The sequence below is a fragment of the Bradyrhizobium sp. AUGA SZCCT0160 genome (assembly GCF_018130105.1).
Lineage (GTDB): Bacteria > Pseudomonadota > Alphaproteobacteria > Rhizobiales > Xanthobacteraceae > Bradyrhizobium.
In genome coordinates this window covers 156,038-172,654 of the sequence record NZ_JAFCMD010000018.1, presented here as the reverse complement: position 1 = coordinate 172,654, position 16,617 = coordinate 156,038, and the positions used below count along the sequence as shown (strand labels likewise).

Annotated in this window: 21 protein-coding genes; 4 read left to right on the top strand and 17 right to left on the bottom strand. The window is 63.1% G+C overall.

Annotated features, from left to right (window positions below):
* Positions 1-235: 235 nt before the first annotated feature.
* The gene (locus tag JQ558_RS26255) at positions 236-643 is read right to left on the bottom strand and encodes a hypothetical protein (protein WP_212274959.1); all 408 of its coding nucleotides are present in this window, start codon (positions 641-643) and stop codon (positions 236-238) included.
* Between the two features lie 453 nt (positions 644-1,096).
* On the opposite strand from JQ558_RS26255, the gene JQ558_RS26250 reads away from it, so the two are divergent.
* Together JQ558_RS26250 and JQ558_RS26245 are read left to right on the top strand one after the other, a co-directional pair.
* Positions 1,097-1,288 (top strand): hypothetical protein, encoded by a 192-nt coding sequence (locus JQ558_RS26250; RefSeq protein ID WP_212295589.1) that lies wholly within the window; start codon positions 1,097-1,099, stop codon positions 1,286-1,288.
* A gap of 214 nt (positions 1,289-1,502) precedes the next feature.
* A complete protein-coding gene (locus JQ558_RS26245) occupies positions 1,503-2,549 on the top strand; it encodes a low specificity L-threonine aldolase (RefSeq protein ID WP_212206348.1) in 1,047 nt (348 codons plus the stop codon).
* A 224-nt stretch (positions 2,550-2,773) separates the two neighbouring features.
* Here JQ558_RS26245 and JQ558_RS26240 read toward each other — a convergent pair whose 3' ends face one another.
* Complete coding sequence (locus tag JQ558_RS26240) at positions 2,774-3,580, bottom strand: response regulator (protein ID WP_212206346.1); 807 nt, start codon at positions 3,578-3,580, stop codon at positions 2,774-2,776.
* A 283-nt stretch (positions 3,581-3,863) separates the two neighbouring features.
* On the opposite strand from JQ558_RS26240, the gene JQ558_RS26235 reads away from it, so the two are divergent.
* A complete protein-coding gene (locus JQ558_RS26235) occupies positions 3,864-4,070 on the top strand; it encodes a NepR family anti-sigma factor (protein ID WP_212206344.1) in 207 nt (68 codons plus the stop codon).
* Entirely contained in the window at positions 4,070-4,615 is a 546-nt protein-coding gene (locus tag JQ558_RS26230) for a sigma-70 family RNA polymerase sigma factor (protein ID WP_192737176.1), read from the top strand. Before JQ558_RS26235 ends, JQ558_RS26230 begins: the two co-directional genes overlap by 1 nt.
* A gap of 73 nt (positions 4,616-4,688) precedes the next feature.
* Here JQ558_RS26230 and JQ558_RS26225 read toward each other — a convergent pair whose 3' ends face one another.
* From JQ558_RS26225 to urtC, 15 genes are all read right to left on the bottom strand, one after another.
* A complete protein-coding gene (locus JQ558_RS26225) occupies positions 4,689-4,880 on the bottom strand; it encodes a hypothetical protein (RefSeq protein ID WP_212295596.1) in 192 nt (63 codons plus the stop codon).
* Between the two features lie 59 nt (positions 4,881-4,939).
* Entirely contained in the window at positions 4,940-6,598 is a 1,659-nt protein-coding gene (locus tag JQ558_RS26220; protein ID WP_212295588.1) for an HWE histidine kinase domain-containing protein, read from the bottom strand.
* 379 nt (positions 6,599-6,977) lie between these two features.
* Positions 6,978-7,616 (bottom strand): urease accessory protein UreG, encoded by a 639-nt coding sequence (gene ureG, locus JQ558_RS26215; protein WP_212295587.1) that lies wholly within the window; start codon positions 7,614-7,616, stop codon positions 6,978-6,980.
* Positions 7,617-7,687: 71 nt separating this feature from the next.
* Positions 7,688-8,425, bottom strand: a complete 738-nt coding sequence (locus tag JQ558_RS26210) for an urease accessory protein UreF (RefSeq protein ID WP_212295595.1) — start codon at positions 8,423-8,425, stop codon at positions 7,688-7,690.
* A complete protein-coding gene (gene ureE / locus JQ558_RS26205; protein WP_212206333.1) occupies positions 8,406-9,005 on the bottom strand; it encodes an urease accessory protein UreE in 600 nt (199 codons plus the stop codon). Before ureE ends, JQ558_RS26210 begins: the two co-directional genes overlap by 20 nt.
* A 5-nt stretch (positions 9,006-9,010) precedes the next feature.
* Entirely contained in the window at positions 9,011-9,310 is a 300-nt protein-coding gene (locus JQ558_RS26200; protein ID WP_212274964.1) for a putative quinol monooxygenase, read from the bottom strand.
* A 26-nt stretch (positions 9,311-9,336) separates the two neighbouring features.
* The gene (locus JQ558_RS26195; protein WP_192737171.1) at positions 9,337-9,636 is read right to left on the bottom strand and encodes a putative quinol monooxygenase; all 300 of its coding nucleotides are present in this window, start codon (positions 9,634-9,636) and stop codon (positions 9,337-9,339) included.
* A gap of 50 nt (positions 9,637-9,686) precedes the next feature.
* The gene (gene ureC / locus JQ558_RS26190; protein WP_212206317.1) at positions 9,687-11,399 is read right to left on the bottom strand and encodes an urease subunit alpha; all 1,713 of its coding nucleotides are present in this window, start codon (positions 11,397-11,399) and stop codon (positions 9,687-9,689) included.
* A 157-nt stretch (positions 11,400-11,556) separates the two neighbouring features.
* The gene (locus JQ558_RS26185; RefSeq protein ID WP_212295586.1) at positions 11,557-12,012 is read right to left on the bottom strand and encodes an endonuclease domain-containing protein; all 456 of its coding nucleotides are present in this window, start codon (positions 12,010-12,012) and stop codon (positions 11,557-11,559) included.
* An 83-nt stretch (positions 12,013-12,095) separates the two neighbouring features.
* Complete coding sequence (locus JQ558_RS26180) at positions 12,096-12,401, bottom strand: urease subunit beta (protein ID WP_212206313.1); 306 nt, start codon at positions 12,399-12,401, stop codon at positions 12,096-12,098.
* A gap of 136 nt (positions 12,402-12,537) precedes the next feature.
* Entirely contained in the window at positions 12,538-12,840 is a 303-nt protein-coding gene (locus JQ558_RS26175) for an urease subunit gamma (protein WP_192737167.1), read from the bottom strand.
* Between the two features lie 63 nt (positions 12,841-12,903).
* Positions 12,904-13,740, bottom strand: a complete 837-nt coding sequence (locus JQ558_RS26170) for an urease accessory protein UreD (protein ID WP_212295585.1) — start codon at positions 13,738-13,740, stop codon at positions 12,904-12,906.
* Between the two features lie 43 nt (positions 13,741-13,783).
* Positions 13,784-14,479, bottom strand: a complete 696-nt coding sequence (gene urtE / locus JQ558_RS26165; protein ID WP_212274968.1) for an urea ABC transporter ATP-binding subunit UrtE — start codon at positions 14,477-14,479, stop codon at positions 13,784-13,786.
* Positions 14,480-14,566: 87 nt separating this feature from the next.
* Entirely contained in the window at positions 14,567-15,328 is a 762-nt protein-coding gene (gene urtD / locus JQ558_RS26160; RefSeq protein ID WP_212295584.1) for an urea ABC transporter ATP-binding protein UrtD, read from the bottom strand.
* Positions 15,329-15,332: 4 nt separating this feature from the next.
* On the bottom strand, positions 15,333-16,496 hold the full coding sequence (gene urtC, locus JQ558_RS26155) for an urea ABC transporter permease subunit UrtC (protein WP_212295583.1): 1,164 nt from the start codon (positions 16,494-16,496) through the stop codon (positions 15,333-15,335).
* Positions 16,497-16,617 lie beyond the last annotated feature (121 nt).

The window sequence follows — 16,617 nt, the reverse complement described above, 5'->3', positions numbered from 1 at the left end:
CAGGGCGGGATGGCGATAGATGCGCACTGATTTGGGTCGGCCGACTACAGAAATATTTTTGATTTACGGAAATTTTCCACTTGACACGATTTCTGAAACTCAGAATTGATTTGCCCGTCGGGTTGTTTTGTCGCACTCAACCGTCATTGCGAGGCTCGTGCCAAGCGGCGCGCCCTCAGATGCGCAATCGCGCATCGGCGAATGACGACGCAAGAGAGATGACGACCAACACCGCTTACGTCACGCACCGCCCGGGCTGGAGCAGCTTGGCTACATCGGTCAGGACGCTGACCGGTGGCTCGCAGGCAATGGCGATTTTTCTGGGCGGGGGCTTGGTCACCGGCGGTGTCGGGGCCGGGTTGCGCGTTTCGTTGCGCGCCGCTTTCGCGACAGGCATGCGGACCAGCACCGAGGTATCGGCGACGCCGTCGTGCCGCAGCGTAATGGTCTGGGTCTGCCCGGGCGAGGCGGGAACCGACGCGCGATCGGACTTGCCGGCGCGATTGACGCCGGTTTCGGGCGCCGCAGCCGTAACCTGGCGACCGCCGATCAGGTCGTGGGCGAAGGCGAGCTGGACCGCGCCCGCGCCAAGGGTCAGGGCGATCGCGAGCGAACCGAAAATTCCCTTATGAATCTGTGACATGTTGGTGTGTCCCTCGCCCCATGGCGATCATGAACACAACACGAACCAGGCCGTGCGGGTTCGGCGGACAACCGATCACTTAACCGTGTACGAAAATATTTGAAGGCGCCTGGAACGACTCTTCGGCTTGTGAGTCTTTCCAAAAGCCGGTCATTCCCCCTGCCCCATAGACCGGTGATGTGGGGCGCGACCGTGGTGATGCCGGTCGCGCCCCGCTTTTTATTATTTTGCGCCTGACAACGAATTGTCCGGCTGGCATTCCGTTCCCCCTGATCGTTGCGGCAAACGCTGGCCGATCGATTTCCGCTTTGTACCCGGCCAAGTACTCAGCCAGGTCGGGCGCGGGGCTTGTTCCCCAGGTAACAGCTTTCCGGCTCGGCAGCGGGCATTCTCCAAATCGAGGGACAAGGGGACGCGGTGGTCGCGCCCCACCTCGCAAACAGGAGAACTGCCATGAACGTGCAGATCAACGACGCTTACGCAGCTCGCTTCGAAGACAGTGCGCTCTCGGACAACGAACTCGACATCGTGTCCGGTGGCGAACGCCATCAGGTATCAAAAAGCCCAATACGAAATGCTTCTGGCGGTGCGGATGGTCGTCGCCGGGACGTACAAGGGTTGATCGGTGCTCGGAAGGTCGCGTAGGCCGCCACGGCCCACGCGAGAGGTAATGCAAGGGAAGCCCGCCACTCAACCCGGCGGGTTTTTCGTTGAAAGCCATGCGAACAGGGCCTGGTTTCGTCGCGAATGATGTTGTCCCTCGTCGGCAAAGCCGCCTTGCGGCCTGATAAAAAACCTTGGCAAAAGGTGCCGAGCCGGCTGCCCGGTTGCAGATCTCCCGACGAAAGCGATCCCAGCGATGACCCCCAATCCCCAGCAGTTTGCGAGCGACAATTATGCCGGCATTTGCCCGGAAGCGTGGGCGGCGATGGCGGAGGCCAATCAGGGGCACGCGACCGCCTATGGCGACGATCCCTGGACCCAGCGCGCTTCTGATGCGTTCCGGGCGTTGTTCGAGAAGCCGGATGCCGAGGTGTTTTTCGCCTTCAACGGCACCGCCGCCAATTCGCTGGCGCTGGCGTCGCTGTGCCAGTCCTATCACAGCGTGATCTGCTCTTCGTCGGCGCATGTGGAGACCGACGAATGCGGCGCGCCGGAATTCTTCTCCAACGGCTCAAAACTTCTGATCGCGGCGAGCGAGGACGGCAAGCTGACGCCGGAGCAGGTGGTCGCCCTCGCCACCGGTCGATCCGACATTCATTTCCCAAAACCGCGCGTGGTCACGATCACGCAGCCGACCGAGACCGGCCAGGTGTATTCGCTGGCTGAAATCCGCGCGCTGTCAGCGACCTGCCGCGAAATCGGCCTGCGGCTGCACATGGACGGCGCCCGCTTTGCCAACGCCTGTGCGTCGCTGAATTGTTCGCCGGCGGAGATGACCTGGAAGGCCGGAGTCGATTTGCTGTGTTTCGGCGGCACCAAGAACGGCATGGCGGTCGGCGAAGCGATCCTGTTTTTCGATCCGCGTCTCGCCGAGGATTTTGACTATCGCTGCAAGCAGGCGGGGCAGCTTGCCTCGAAGATGCGCTTCCTTGCAGCCCCCTGGGTCGGCATGCTGCAGGATGGCGCGTGGCTGCGCAATGCGCAGCATGCCAACGCCGGCGCCGCCCGGCTCGCTGCCGCGGTCGCCGACCTGCCGGATTTCAAGCCGATGTTTCCGGTGGAGGCCAATGCGGTGTTCCTGCGCGCCTCCGCCGACCGGCTGGAAGCGCTGCGCCAGCGCGGCTGGCAATTTTATACTTTCATCGGCGGCGGCGCGCGTTTCATGTTCGCCTGGGACGCCGATCCGGACAGGGTCGATGCGCTGGCGCGGGATATCAGGGAGGTGTGTGGGGCGCGCAAGTGAGTGGCGCAGCTCAACTCTATCCTCCGTCGTCCCCGGCGAAGGCCGGGACCCATAACCAACCACCGGCGGCAATTGTTTGCGCGCTGGTCGTTATCTTTCTTTCCAACAATTCCGGCCGCGGCGTATGGGTCCCGGCCTTCGCCGGGACGACGAAAGAAAGCCGGAGCGACGACAAAGAAAAACGGCGCGCTGTGAAGCGCGCCGTTAAGCGATAGCCTTACGAACTAACCCGTCGCCGCCCGTGGGGCGCGATTGCGGGAGTTACGCTGGAAGAACAGCGCCTGGCTCGCCACCGCCGAGACCATCGCGGGCTGGAACGGTTTGGAGATCAGGAACGCCGGCTCCGGACGCTCGCCGGTGAGGAAGCGCTCGGGGTAGGCGGTGATGAACACCACGGGGACCTCGAACACCTTCAACAGCTCGTTGACCGCGTCCAGACCGGACGAGCCGTCGGCGAGCTGGATGTCGGCGAGGATCAGGCCCGGCTTCTTGTTCTTGGCGAGCGCGACCGCATCGGCATGGGTGCGGGCGACGCCAATGACGTTGTGACCGAGGTTCTTCACGAGGCTTTCGAGGTCCATCGCGATGAAGGTCTCGTCCTCGATGATGAGAACGTCGGTGGCGATTTCCGCCGCCATCTCGCGGCCGGCAGCGTCCGCAAGCTTGCGGGTCTCGGCGATGTCGGTGCCGAGGATGAACGAGACTTCTTCTTCGGAAAAACCCTCCAGCGATAGCAGGAGGAAGGCCTGGCGCGGCAACGGCGTGATGTTCGAGAGCCGGCGCTCCGACGGCAGGGCCAGCGTCGCAACATCCGGGTTCTCGTTGACCGAGACTGAATTCCAGATCTGCGTGAACAGCCGGAACAGTCCGGCGCGCGGACCGTGCTTTTCGTCGAGCAGCGAGCCATCCTGCAGCAGGGCCTCCAGCATGGCCCCGACATAAGCGTCACCTGACGACTGGTTTCCGGTCAGCGCGCGGGCGTAGCGCCGCAACAGCGGCAAATGTTCAGCAACGAGCTGTGATCGGGACATCCCCACTCCATCCTTGTCTGAGGCCCGTGCGGGCCACATCTGGGTCGAACCTGAACGCCTGGTCCGGCGTAGCCTATCCTGAAACGGGGCGACCCGGTTCCCCTGTCATCCCCGAATACGCCTGAGCGGCGAAAAAGTTCCTTCAAACAGTTCCCCAATTTCGGAACTTTTCGGGACCCATCGCATTAGGATTTGACCAAGAGCGCGGGCGGCCAAGGCCTAATTTCGAGGAAAAGTCTTGAAATACAAGGTACTTAACACTCGGGGAAGCGTGGATGACATCATGAAAGAAGCAAAGAAGCAGGGCGGTCTCAATGCAGAGATCCAGTCTAGAATCGGCCACCAGCTGCGCGCCATGTATGACGACGTGGTGCGGCAAGGGGTGCCAGACCGCTTTGCGGAGCTGATCCGGAAGCTCGACGGGCCCGAAGCGGCGGTGGCTCAAACGGCCCAACCGGACCAAGCTGCAAAAACTGACGGGAGGGACTAATGCCTCTCACAGATTCACTTCGCGACGACATCCTGGCGTCGGTACCGTCCTTGCGCGCGTTCGCGATCTCGCTCAGCGGCAATGGCGACCGTGCGGACGATCTGGTGCAGGAAACGTTGCTGCGCGCGATCGCCAACATCGACTCGTTCCAGCCCGGTTCGAACCTGCCGGCCTGGCTGTTCACGATCCTGCGCAACCTGTTCCGCTCCGACTATCGCAAGCGGCGGCGCGAGGTCGAGGACGCCGAGGGCAATTACGCCAAGACGCTGAAGACCCAGCCGGCGCAGAACGCGCATCTGGAGTTCGAGGAGTTTCGCGTCGCGCTCGACAAGCTGCCGCAGGACCAGCGCGAAGCCTTGATCCTGGTCGGCGCCTCCGGCTTCTCCTATGAGGACGCTGCCGCCATCTGCGGCTGCGCGGTCGGCACCATCAAGAGCCGCGTCAACCGCGCGCGCTCGAAGCTTTCCGCCCTGCTCTATGTCGACGGCGCCGAGGATTTCGGCCCCGACAACACGGTGCGCGCGGTGATCGGCGGCAACAACTGACATGCACCGGTTCGCATGACGAAAAGGCGGCCCGACCGGGCCGCCTTTTTTGTTGTCGGGAAGTTCTGGGTTTCTAGTTCAGGCCGCCGAAGGCGTAGATCAGCACGAGAATCGGCAGAGGTATGCCGAGCATCCATAACAGCAGATAGCGTCCCATGGTGCGTCTCCGTCCGTCATCTGATTGATACGGATAAAATTCTCGAACGAGTAATTTGGTTCCGGAATCGTAGGGTGGGCAAAGGCGCACTTGCGCCGTGCCCACCATCGATCGAATCATTGTTTGAATGGCGGGCACGCTTGCGCTTTGCCCACCCTACGACGTCGCTACTTCACCGGCCGCACCGGGGCGGAGAGCTGTTCGGTGCGGTCGCGTTCGGTCATGTCGACGACGGTGACCATGGGCGCGGTCAGCTCATAAACGTAGCTGACGTCGGTGAAGAAGCGCTTGGCGGTGCCGCCGAGCGCTTCCGGCGCCACGCGGTCGAGCAGGATCAGCCCAAAATCACTGTCCTCGCGCCGGGTCGCCGCTGACGTGTTGAACTCCTCCCAGCGGAAATGGAAAACCGTATCCGGCTCCTCGCCGGATATTTCCCAGTTCGCGACGATATGCGGATGCTTGCCGACCAGCGACAGGCCCTCGTCGGAATGCGACGCCAGTTCGAAGAACAGCAACGACAGCGATTGCGCGGCGCGCGCGCTCACCGCGATGTCAGGACCGTTGACCGCGATGCGATCGGCATGCGGTATCGCGCGCGCCTCGAACAGCCCCTTCAGCTTGACGCCCTGCCACTGGCTCTCGCTCAGCAGCGTGACCACGTTCGACATCGCGTGAATGCGGCCGATCAAAAGCTCGCGCGAGACGTCGATGTCGGAGCCGTGGCGCAGCGTTCGCGTCACGATCGACTGGATCACCGCGAGGATGTTCTTGACCCGGTGGTTGAGCTCGTCGATCACGGCCGTCAGCCGCCGCTCGAAGCCGATCCGCACCTGGATCTCGCGGCTGAGCCTTAAGTTGTTGTAGGCGACATAGCCGAACAGGCCGCAGACGATGCCGGTCAGCGCCAGCCCGATCGCCGCCACGATCACCGCCGTCTGCTGCGCCCGCACGGCCACGTTGGACTTGGCGTAATAGCCGAGCGACCAGTCGCGGCCGCCGAAGGTCACGGTGCGAACCATCGACGGCGCCGGGCCCTCCGGCTTGACCGGTTGCAAGGTGACGACACCCTGGTCGTTGGCGACGAATTCGTCATTGACGTCAGTCGGGTCCTTCAGCACCACCGCAAACAGCGACTGGTCGTCATTGGTCAGCATCAGCGTCGCCAGTTCGTAGGAAAAGGTGACGAAGCCAGCGGCCTCGCTGGAGCCTTCCTGATAGACCGGCGCGGCGAGCACGATTCCGACCGGACCATCCTTGCGCAACAGCGGGATCGGGTCCGACGCGACAGGCTTGCCGCCCTCCATCACCTGCGTCAGCACCGGCCCGATGATCGAGTGGCGGTCGTAAGCGCGGCCCGGAAAGCTCAGCGTATCCGCGCTGCGCGGCTCGAGGTCCATCAGCACGTTGATCGGCTTGTCGATCGCCTTCATGTCCAGCGGCTGGTCGTCGAAATCGCGAATCGTCGGATCGGTGAATCCCGAGCTCTTCAGCACCGAGCGCGCCGCTTCCAGTTCGTCCGGCTTGAGTCGCGCGATCCAGTTGGCGACCACGAAATCGGTCTTGAAGGCGTAGATCGACGCGCGCAGCGGCTGCAGCATGTTGGCCTTGAGCACTGACGGCGCGCGAAACAGGCCGGAGGCGACGCGCGCCAGCAGCTCGCGCTCGGTCAGCCGGTCCTGCACCAGACTGGCGTGGACGTCGATGGCGCGCGCCAGCGCGATGCCGTCAAGGGTCACTTCCTGTTCATGGACGCGATAGGCCGCAAGACCGGAGAGCAGAACTCCGATCAGCGCGATGAAGCCGATAATGAAACCCAGCCGGACCACTCGCTTACTCGGGAATAAAGTGTTGGCGCAGAGAAGAAAACATTCGAGGTCTGCCGGGACGGCAACAAATGTAAACCGGACGACGGCCGATCGCGGGCGAATATGAATGAGCGATCATCAGCACGCAACTAACGGGTTGGCAGCGGGCAACAAGTGGCCGCCGCTAACGCTGATTTCGCGGGGCCAGAAGATGCTAATGAAGCCGGACCCGTTTGGTTCCAGGCATCCCGGCAATATCTTGCGAAGCGACATCCTGTCAGCCTCGCGCCCCGCGATGCCGGATTTAAGAAGGCGCGCCGGCGCAGGGCGGTGGGCCGCGGCCGTTAACCACATCCGGCGGCGTTAACCCGCCTCTAACCAGCCTCTATCCAGCCTTGCTCTACCCAACCTTGGCCTTCGGCGCCGGGCGCAGGCCGCCCTTGGTCTCGATGAAGCCGATGATGCGCTCGAGCCCCTCGCTCTTCTTCAGATTGGTCATCACGAAGGGGCGCTCGCCCCGCATCCTCCTGGCGTCGGTATCCATCTTTTCCAGGGACGCGCCGACATGCGGCGCGAGGTCGATCTTGTTGATGACCAAAAGGTCCGAGCGGGTGATGCCCGGCCCGCCCTTGGACGGGATCTTGTCGCCGGCGGCGACGTCGATGACGTAGATCGTGAGATCGGCGAGTTCGGGCGAGAAGGTGGCGGCCAGATTGTCGCCGCCCGACTCGATCAGCACCAGATCGAGATTGGGGAATTTGGCGCGCATGTCGGCGACGGCGGCGAGATTCATCGAGGCGTCCTCGCGGATCGCGGTATGCGGGCAGCCGCCGGTCTCGACGCCGGCGATGCGGTCCGCCGTCAGCGAGCCCGAGCGCACCAGGAACTCGGCGTCCCATTTGGTGTAGATGTCGTTGGTGATCGCGGCGATGTCGTAACGCTCGCGCATCGATTTGCAGAGCAGGTCCATCAGCGCGGTCTTGCCGGAGCCGACCGGACCGCCGACGCCGACACGCAGGGGGCCGTGAGATTTGGACATTTAAGAAATTCCCTCGATTGTCGTCCCGGCGTTCGCCGGGACGACGTGTGGAGGGAGAATTGCCCTGCACATCATGACCGGAACAGCCTCGTATACTGCGTCTCATGCCGAAGACTGGCAAGATCGGCGCGAAACGTCGCGCTGCCGAGATCGTCGAGCGAGGCCTGCAGCGCGCGCGACGCGGTCGCGGCCACCATGGGCTCGAGTGCTGCCAGGATGCGCTGGCTGTCGGTCTGCCCCAATGGCACCAGCCGCGCGCCTGCGGAAATCCAGTTCGAGACCACCGCATGCAGGAACGCATGCATCGCCGGCGCCAGCGGAATTTTGTGCGCGGCGCTGACGAGGCCGACCGCGACGGGATAGATGGTGACGCCGCCGCAAGCTGAAACCAGCTCGTCGAGGCCGTCGCAGGTCCAGGCCGCGCGCGCGATGTCGATGAAGGCGCGGCCCTGGGTCGAGGTTTCGAGCTGGCGCTCGCGCGACGGCACGAAGGCCGCGGCAAGCTCCGTGATCTCGCGCAGCACGGCTCTGTCGTTTGCAGTCGCCGCCCGGTGCGCCTGCGCCAGAAACACGCCGTCGCAAAAGCCCGAGCCGTCGGCCAGCATCGCCGTCAACCACGCGCGCAACGAGGCGGCATCGGTGATGTCACCGGCCTCCACCGCCCATTCGATGCCGCTGGAATAGGAGAACGCGCCCACCGGAAAGGCCGGCGACAGCCACGTCATCAGCCGGTACAGCGCCGCTCCCTCGTCTGCCGTCATCCCGTCCTGGACGTCAGCCGGGACGGGCTCACTTGTGGTCATGAGCATGGGAGTGATCGTGGTGGTGATGATCGTGGTCGCAATGCTCGTCATGATGATGGTGGTGGTCGTGATCGTGTGAATGACCGTGCGAGGCATGGTCATGCGAGGAATGGTCGTGGCCGGTATGCCCATGCGCGGCTTCCGGTGCATGGGCGTGGCCGGCATAGGCGCCGCCTTCGGGATCGAACGGCGCCTCGATCTCGATGATGCGCGCGCCGAGACCCTTCACCATCGCCTCGATGACATGATCCCTGCGGATGCGCAGGCCCTTCGGCATGATCTGGGTCGGCAGATGGCGGTTGCCGAGATGCCAGGCGACGCGAACCAGATGCAGCGGATCCGTGCCGCGGATCTCGATCAGCGGCTCGGGGGCAGCGACCACCTCGATCAGGCGGCCGTCTTCCAGCACCAGCGCGTCGCCGCCGCGAAGCGCGATGGCGTTTTCCAGGTCGAGCAGGAATTCGAGCCCGCGAGTGCCCGTCATCGCCATCCGCCGCCGGTGCCGATCGTCGAAATCGAGCACCACGGTATCGGCGGCGGCTTCCGTCCAGCGATGCTGGCCCTGAACGCGAGTTGCGCGGATCATCTGAGTTACAGTTTCTCCACCTTGCCGTCGCTGATGATCTCGATCACGGTCGGTGCCGTCTTCATCTGCGACGAATATTCCCGCCACACCTTCATGTGCGGCGCCTTGCCGTGCGCATTGAGGTCGTCGCGGGTCTCCCAGCGCTCCACCACCACATACAGATTGGGATTGTTGACGCTGACATGGCCTTCATAGGAGAGGCAGCCCTTCTCCTTGAGCGTCTCGGCGGTGCAGGCCTTGTGCCCCTTGATGAAGTCGTCCTTGCTTTCCGGCTTCATCGGCGTGGTGGCAATGACGTAGATCATGGATTTTCTCCCTTTACGTTTCTTGATTAGCGGGTTTCGACTTTTTCGGGGGTGATGTACTCGATCTTCGGCGGCGCGCTCATGCATTTGACCGCGACGCGGCCGAAGGTTTTCATGTGCTCGGCGGTCCGGTGCGGTCCCAGCGCCTCCATGTTCTCCCACTGCTCGACGAACACCATCTTGGAATGGTCGGTGACGCTTTCATGCAGATCATAGGCGATGTTGCCCGGCTCTTTCCGGGTTTCCATGATGCAGGCGGTGGCCGCCGCGATGAAATCGGCGCGCGTTTCAGGCTTGATGGTCAGCGTGGCAACGACGTAAATCACGAAGAATCCTCCCGGATTTTTGTTCTGGCTAAGACTGCCTGGGAGAAACCCTAGTACATGAAATAGCGCTGCGCCATGGGCAGTACCTCGGCCGGCGCGCAGGTCAGAAGCTCGCCGTCTGCGCGTACCTCATAGGTCTCGGCATCGACCTCGATCTTGGGCGTGGCGCCGTTATGGATCATGCTCTTCTTGGAGATGCCGTCCCGGGTATTTTTCACCGGATAGAGCTTTTTGGCGATGCCGAGCTTGCGCGCCAGCCCGCCTGTGATCGCGGCCCTGGAGGTGAACACCACGGATGAAGCGGTCAGCGCCTTGCCGTATGCCGCGAACATCGGCCGGTAATGCACGGGCTGCGGCGTCGGGATCGACGCGTTGGGATCGCCCATCGGAGCTGCCACGATCGAGCCGCCCTTGATGATGCAATCCGGCTTGACGCCAAAGAACGCCGGCGACCACAGCACGAGGTCGGCCATCTTGCCCTTCTCCACCGAGCCGATCAGCTTCGACACGCCATGCGCGATCGCGGGATTGATGGTGTATTTGGCGATGTAGCGCTTGACGCGGAAATTGTCGTTGTTGCCCTTGTCCTCGGGCAGCGAGCCGCGCTGCTTCTTCATCTTGTCCGCAGTCTGCCAGGTGCGGATGATGACCTCGCCGAGCCGGCCCATGGCCTGCGAGTCCGACGACATCATCGAGAGCGCGCCGAGATCGTGCAGAATGTCTTCCGCCGCGATGGTTTCTTTCCGGATGCGGCTTTCGGCGAACGCGAGATCTTCCGCGATCGACGGGTCGAGATGGTGGCACACCATCAGCATGTCGAGATGCTCGTCGATGGTATTGCGCGTGAACGGCCGCGTCGGGTTGGTCGAGGACGGCAGCACGTTCTTCAGGCCGGCAATTTTTATGATATCCGGCGCGTGGCCGCCGCCGGCGCCTTCGGTGTGGAAGGCGTGGATGGTGCGGCCCTTGAAGGCCTTCACTGTGTCTTCGACAAAGCCGGACTCGTTCAGCGTGTCGGAATGCAGCATCACCTGGACGTCGTAATCGTCGGCCACCGACAGGCAGTTGTCGATCGCCGCCGGCGTGGTGCCCCAATCCTCGTGCAGCTTGAGCGCACAGGCGCCGCCCTTGATCATCTCCACCAGCGCCGCCGGGCGCGCCGCGTTGCCCTTGCCGGAAATGCCGAGATTGACCGGAAATGCGTCGAACGACTGGATCATCCGCCCCATGTGCCAGGGGCCGGGCGTACAGGTGGTGGCAAAGGTGCCGTGCGACGGGCCCGTGCCGCCACCCAGCATCGAGGTGACGCCACTCATCAGCGCGTGTTCGATCTGCTGCGGGCAGATGAAATGGATGTGGCTGTCGAAACCGCCGGCGGTGAGAATCTTGCCTTCGCCCGCGATGATGTCGGTACCGGGACCGATCACGATGGTCACGCCGGGCTGGATGTCGGGATTGCCGGCCTTGCCGATCGCGGCGATCATCCCCTCCTTGATCGCGACGTCGGCTTTGACGATGCCCCAGTGATCGACGATCAGCGCGTTGGTGATGACGGTATCCGCCGCGCCCTGCCGGTTGGTGACCTGCGACTGGCCCATGCCGTCGCGGATCACCTTGCCGCCGCCGAATTTCACCTCCTCGCCATAGATCGTAAAATCCTTTTCGACCTCGATGATGAGATCGGTATCGGCCAGCCGCACCCGGTCGCCGGTGGTGGGCCCGAACATGTCGGCATAGACGGAACGTTTGATTTTTACGGACATGTTATTGCTCCACCAAATGCAAATAGTTCAGCGCTAGCTCGCGCACTCTCTTCCGCCTGTGTGTGCGGCTTACCCCTCTCCCCAACCCTCCCCCGCAAGGGGGGAGGGAGCCCGGGCACCGTGCTCACCTCACGTCGCGCAACTCCTGCACGAAGCATCACGGCTCCTCCCGGGGGTCGTTCGCATCTGTCAGGGACGCATTAGCGGAAGGGTTCCCTCCCCCCTTGCGGGGGAGGGTTAGGGAGAGGGGTGACGCTTGCTCCGCTGCTTCCGCGATCGTGAGGACAACACCCTCAAGATTTTTCATGACGTCGTCATTGGTGAACCGCAGCACGCGATAACCGCGCGAAGCAAACCACTCATCCCGCCTGGCGTCGTAACGGATACGTTCTTCGAAATCATGGCTCTCGCCGTCGAGTTCAACGACAAGCTTGCAGGAATGGGCGACGAAGTCCGCGATGTAGTGCCCCATCGGGCTCTGTCGGCGAAATCCGAGTCCGGCGAGTCGATTTGCTTTCAAGTGACGCCATAACAATGTTTCGGCACGTGTCATCTCGCGCCTCAATTGCTTGGCGCGGGTACGCTGAATCTTGCTGACCTCGTCGTGTGGCATCCCCCTCTCCCCGACCCTTCCCCGCAAGGGGGGAGGGAGCGCAGTCAGTGTGCTCACCTCACATTTGATGGCGATACCAGCGATCACAGCTTGCCCTGTACCTCGCCGCGAAAGCCGTAGACGACGCGCTTGCCCGCAAGCGCCACCAGCTGCACGTCGCGGGTTTGGCCGGGCTCGAAACGCACAGCAGTGCCGGCGGCGATGTCGAGACGCATGCCGCGGGCTTTTTTGCGGTCGAACTTCAGCGCCGGATTGGTTTCGAAGAAATGGTAGTGCGAGCCGACCTGGATCGGCCGGTCGCCGGTATTGGCGACCGTCAGCGTCACGGTCTTGCGGCCGGCATTGAGTTCGATCTCGCCGTCCTGGATGAAGCGTTCACCGGGGATCATGATTTGCTACCTCGTAACATTTTGCAGCGTCATGGCCGGGCTTGTCCCGGCCATCCACGTCTTACTTTCTGTTTCAAGAAAGACGTGGATGCCCGGCACAAGGCCGGGCATGACGAAATGAAAGATCTCGCACTACTCACCTTATCGGCTCATGCACGGTGACGAGTTTGGTGCCGTCGGGAAACGTCGCCTCGACCTGGATGTCGTGAATCATCTCGGGAATCCCATCCATGCACTGCGCCCGCGTAATCACCTGCGCGCCGGCCTGCATCAGATCGGCCACCGTGCGGCCGTCACGTGCGCCCTCGACGATGAAATCGGAAATGATCGCGATCGCTTCGGGATGGTTGAGCTTGACGCCGCGCTCCAGCCTGCGGCGCGCCACCATGGCGGCCATTGAGATCAGGAGCTTGTCTTTTTCGCGGGGGGAGAGATTCATGCGGGCACTCGAGTAATTGGATCGATCTTAGTTGAGCCAGAGACGTTAGTTGAGCCAGAGACGTTAATTAAGCCAGAGTCTTGGCAGCGGCACGCCGGAGGCGCGGCCGAGCACGGTCATCATGTCGGCGCGGAGCCGCGCCGCATCTTGGGCACAGAAGCGCGCCATTGCAAATCCATTCCACGCGGAGATTCCGACCTCGCCGCCGAACGTGTCAGCAGCTTCGCGGATCCGCTCCACTACGGCTTCATCGCCGGGCACGATCAGCGCGGTGCCGATTGCAACGCCGCCTTTGGCGATGGCGGGTTGCGCGAGCTTTGCGCCGATATCGCCGGCGAGCCGGATGGTTTCGGCAAACACCAGCCGGCCACCGCGGCGCAGCCGCCAGCGATCGACGAACTCGCCATGCAGCATCCGCTCGCCCATCGCGGCGCGGCCGAACACCACGATTTCGCACAGCAAAAGCGAGGCGTCATCCGCTAGGTCGATATCGATACGCCGCAAGATCCGCGCACGGTCGAACAGGATGGTCTCCTGTGGCAACCAGGAAAGGTGCGCCCCCGCCTCGGCCCTGAGCGCAATGTTGAGCTGGGCCGCAGGTCCCGGCGCGCGATAGACCTTCTCGGCCGCCGCGGTCGTCAGCGTCAGCCGCGCGCCCTCACCGGCCGCAATGTCGATGTCGAAGCGGTCGCCGCCGGCGATGCCGCCCGCCGTGTTGACGAACACGCCGGACAGGCCGTCGTCTTCGGGCGAGGGAAACCGCACGCGCAGCGAGCCGGATTCATGCAAAGTCCCGCGGCGGGTGACACCATCCTGCAGCCGCACGTCGAACTTGACCGCGCCCCGAGCCCGGTTGTCAGCGAAAGTCGATGAAGCTGCGCCCGTCGATTCGGTCCGCATCCGTTCCCCAAAACCGGCCGCCGCGGCTCAATCCGTTTTAAAGTTACAGCGCCATCTGGCGGCTGATCTCGGCGGGATCCATCGCGCTCCGCTCGCACGCATATTTCACCGCGCCCCGGTCCATGACGGCGAAATTGTCGCCGAGCTCGCAGGCAAAGTCGAGATATTGTTCGACCAGCACGATCGCCATGGTGCCGAGGCTGCGCAGATAGGAGATGGCGCGGCCGATATCCTTGATGATCGAGGGCTGGATCCCCTCGGTCGGCTCGTCGAGCAGCAGCAGTTTCGGCCGCATCACCAGCGCCCGGCCAATCGCGAGCTGCTGCTGCTGGCCGCCGGAGAGGTCGCCGCCGCGCCGGCCGAGCATCGAGTTCAGAACCGGAAACAGCGAGAACACGTCGTCGGGAATATTGCGGTCGTCACGCTTCAGCGGGCCAAAGCCGGTCTTGAGATTTTCCTCCACCGTCAGCAGCGGAAAAATCTCGCGGCCCTGCGGCACGAAGCCGATGCCTTTTCGGGCCCGCTCATACGGCTTGAGGCCGGTGATATCGTCGCCGTTGAGCGTGATCGAACCCGAGGCAATCGGATATTGGCCAACCATCGCGCGCAGCAGCGAGGTCTTGCCGACGCCGTTGCGGCCGAGCACGCAGGTCACCTTGCCGGGCTCGGCCTTGATCGAGACGCCGCGCAGCGCCTGCGCCGCGCCGTAATAGAGGCTGATGTTGTCAACGTTTAACATGCGATGCCCTTTTCGGGCGAATGGCGCGTAGCGAATGGCGAATAGTAAAAAGAACCCATTCGCTATTCGCCATTCGCTACTCGCCCTCTACCTTCCCAGATACACTTCGACCACGCGATCATTGCGCGAAACCTGGTCGATGGTTCCCTCCGCCAACACGGTGCCTTCGTGCAGGCAGGTCACCTTGACGCCGAGTTCGCGTACGAAGGTCATGTCGTGCTCGACCACCATGATGGTCTTGTCCTTGTTGATTTCCTTGAGCAGCTCGGCGGTCTGATGGGTCTCGACGTCGGTCATGCCGGCAACGGGCTCGTCGACCAGCAGCAGTTTCGGATCCTGCGCCAGCAGCATGCCGATCTCGAGCCATTGTTTCTGGCCGTGCGACAGGCTCCCGGCGAGCTTGGTCCGCGAATCCTTCAAGCGGATGGTTTCCAGCACGCGCTCGATGCGCTCGGCGTCGGGCTTGCTGCAGCGCCAGAACAGCGTGCCCTTGACGCTGTGATCGACATTGAGCGCCAGCAACAGATTGTCCTCGATGGTCTGGCTCTCGAACACCGTCGGCTTCTGGAATTTGCGGCCGATGCCGAGTTCGGCGATGCGGGTTTCATCGAGGCGCGTCAGGTCGGTGACGCCGTCGAACAGCACCACCCCCTCGTCCGGCTTGGTCTTGCCGGTGATGATGTCCATCATCGTGGTCTTGCCGGCGCCGTTGGGGCCGATGATGGCGCGCATCTCGCCCGGCTCCAGCGTCAGCGACAGATTGTTGATGGCGTGGAAGCCGTCGAACGAGACGTGCACGCCGTCGAGATAGAGCAGCGCGGACGTCGTCCTGGTATTCATCGCGTTCATGCGCTCACTCCGCCGGCTTCGGTGCGCTGATGCCGTCTTCGCGCGCGGCACTTTCGGCGTTGAGGCGCCTTGCGCTCCACGGCTCATACCAGGCATTGAAGGTGCCGATGATGCCCTTCGGCAGCAACAACGTCACCAGGATGAACAGCGCGCCCAGCATGAACAGCCAATACGGCGCCAGCGGACCCGAAGTGAACACGGTTTTCGCGTAATTGACCACGATGGCGCCGAGCGCAGCCCCGATCAGCGTGCCGCGGCCGCCGACCGCCACCCAAATCACCGCCTCGATCGAATTGCCCGGCGCGAATTCGCCGGGGTTGATGATGCCGACCTGCGGCACATAGAGCGCGCCGGCGACGCCGGCCATGCAGGCCGACAGCGTGAACACGAACAGCTTGTAGGATTCGACGCGGTAGCCCAGAAATCGCGTGCGCGACTCGGCGTCGCGGATCGCGATCAGCACCTTGCCGAGTTTCGACGTCACCACCGCGCGGCAGATCAGGAAAGCGATGATGAGCGCCAGGCAGCTCAGGATGAACAAAGCGGCGCGGGTGCCGTCGGCCTGGACGTTGAAGCCCAGAATGTCCTTGAAGTCGGTCAGGCCGTTATTGCCGCCGAAGCCGAAATCGTTGCGGAAGAACGCCAGCAGCAGCGCGTAGGTCATCGCCTGCGTGATGATCGACAGATAGACGCCGGTGACGCGGGAGCGGAACGCCAGCCAGCCGAAGCAGAAGGCGAGCAGGCCCGGCACGACCAAGACCATCAGCGCCGCGAACCAGAACATATCAAAACCGTACCAGTACCAAGGCAGCGACGGATAGTTCAGGAACACCATGAAGTCGGGCAGGACCGGATTGCCGTAGACGCCGCGGCTGCCGATCTGTCGCATCAGGTACATGCCCATCGCGTAACCGCCGAGCGCGAAGAACGCGCCATGGCCGAGCGAGAGAATGCCGCAATAGCCCCAGATCAGATCGATCGAGAGCGCCAGAATGGCGTAGCAGACATACTTGCCGAACAGCGCCACCAGATAGGTCGGCACCTGGAACATCGAACCTGACGGCAGCAACAGGTTCGACAGCGGGATCAGCACGCCGAGACCGGCGACGATCAGCAGGAAGACGGTCGCGCTGCGATCCAGCGAGCGGGTGAGGACATGCGGCGTCATCGGTGGTCACCTCTCCCGCTTGCGGGGGAGCATAGGTCGCCTACGGCGACCGTTCTTAGCCGAGAACGCCGAAGCGAAGCTTCGGCTATGGCGCTCGTCAGAGCGCGGCGGGTGGGGGTGT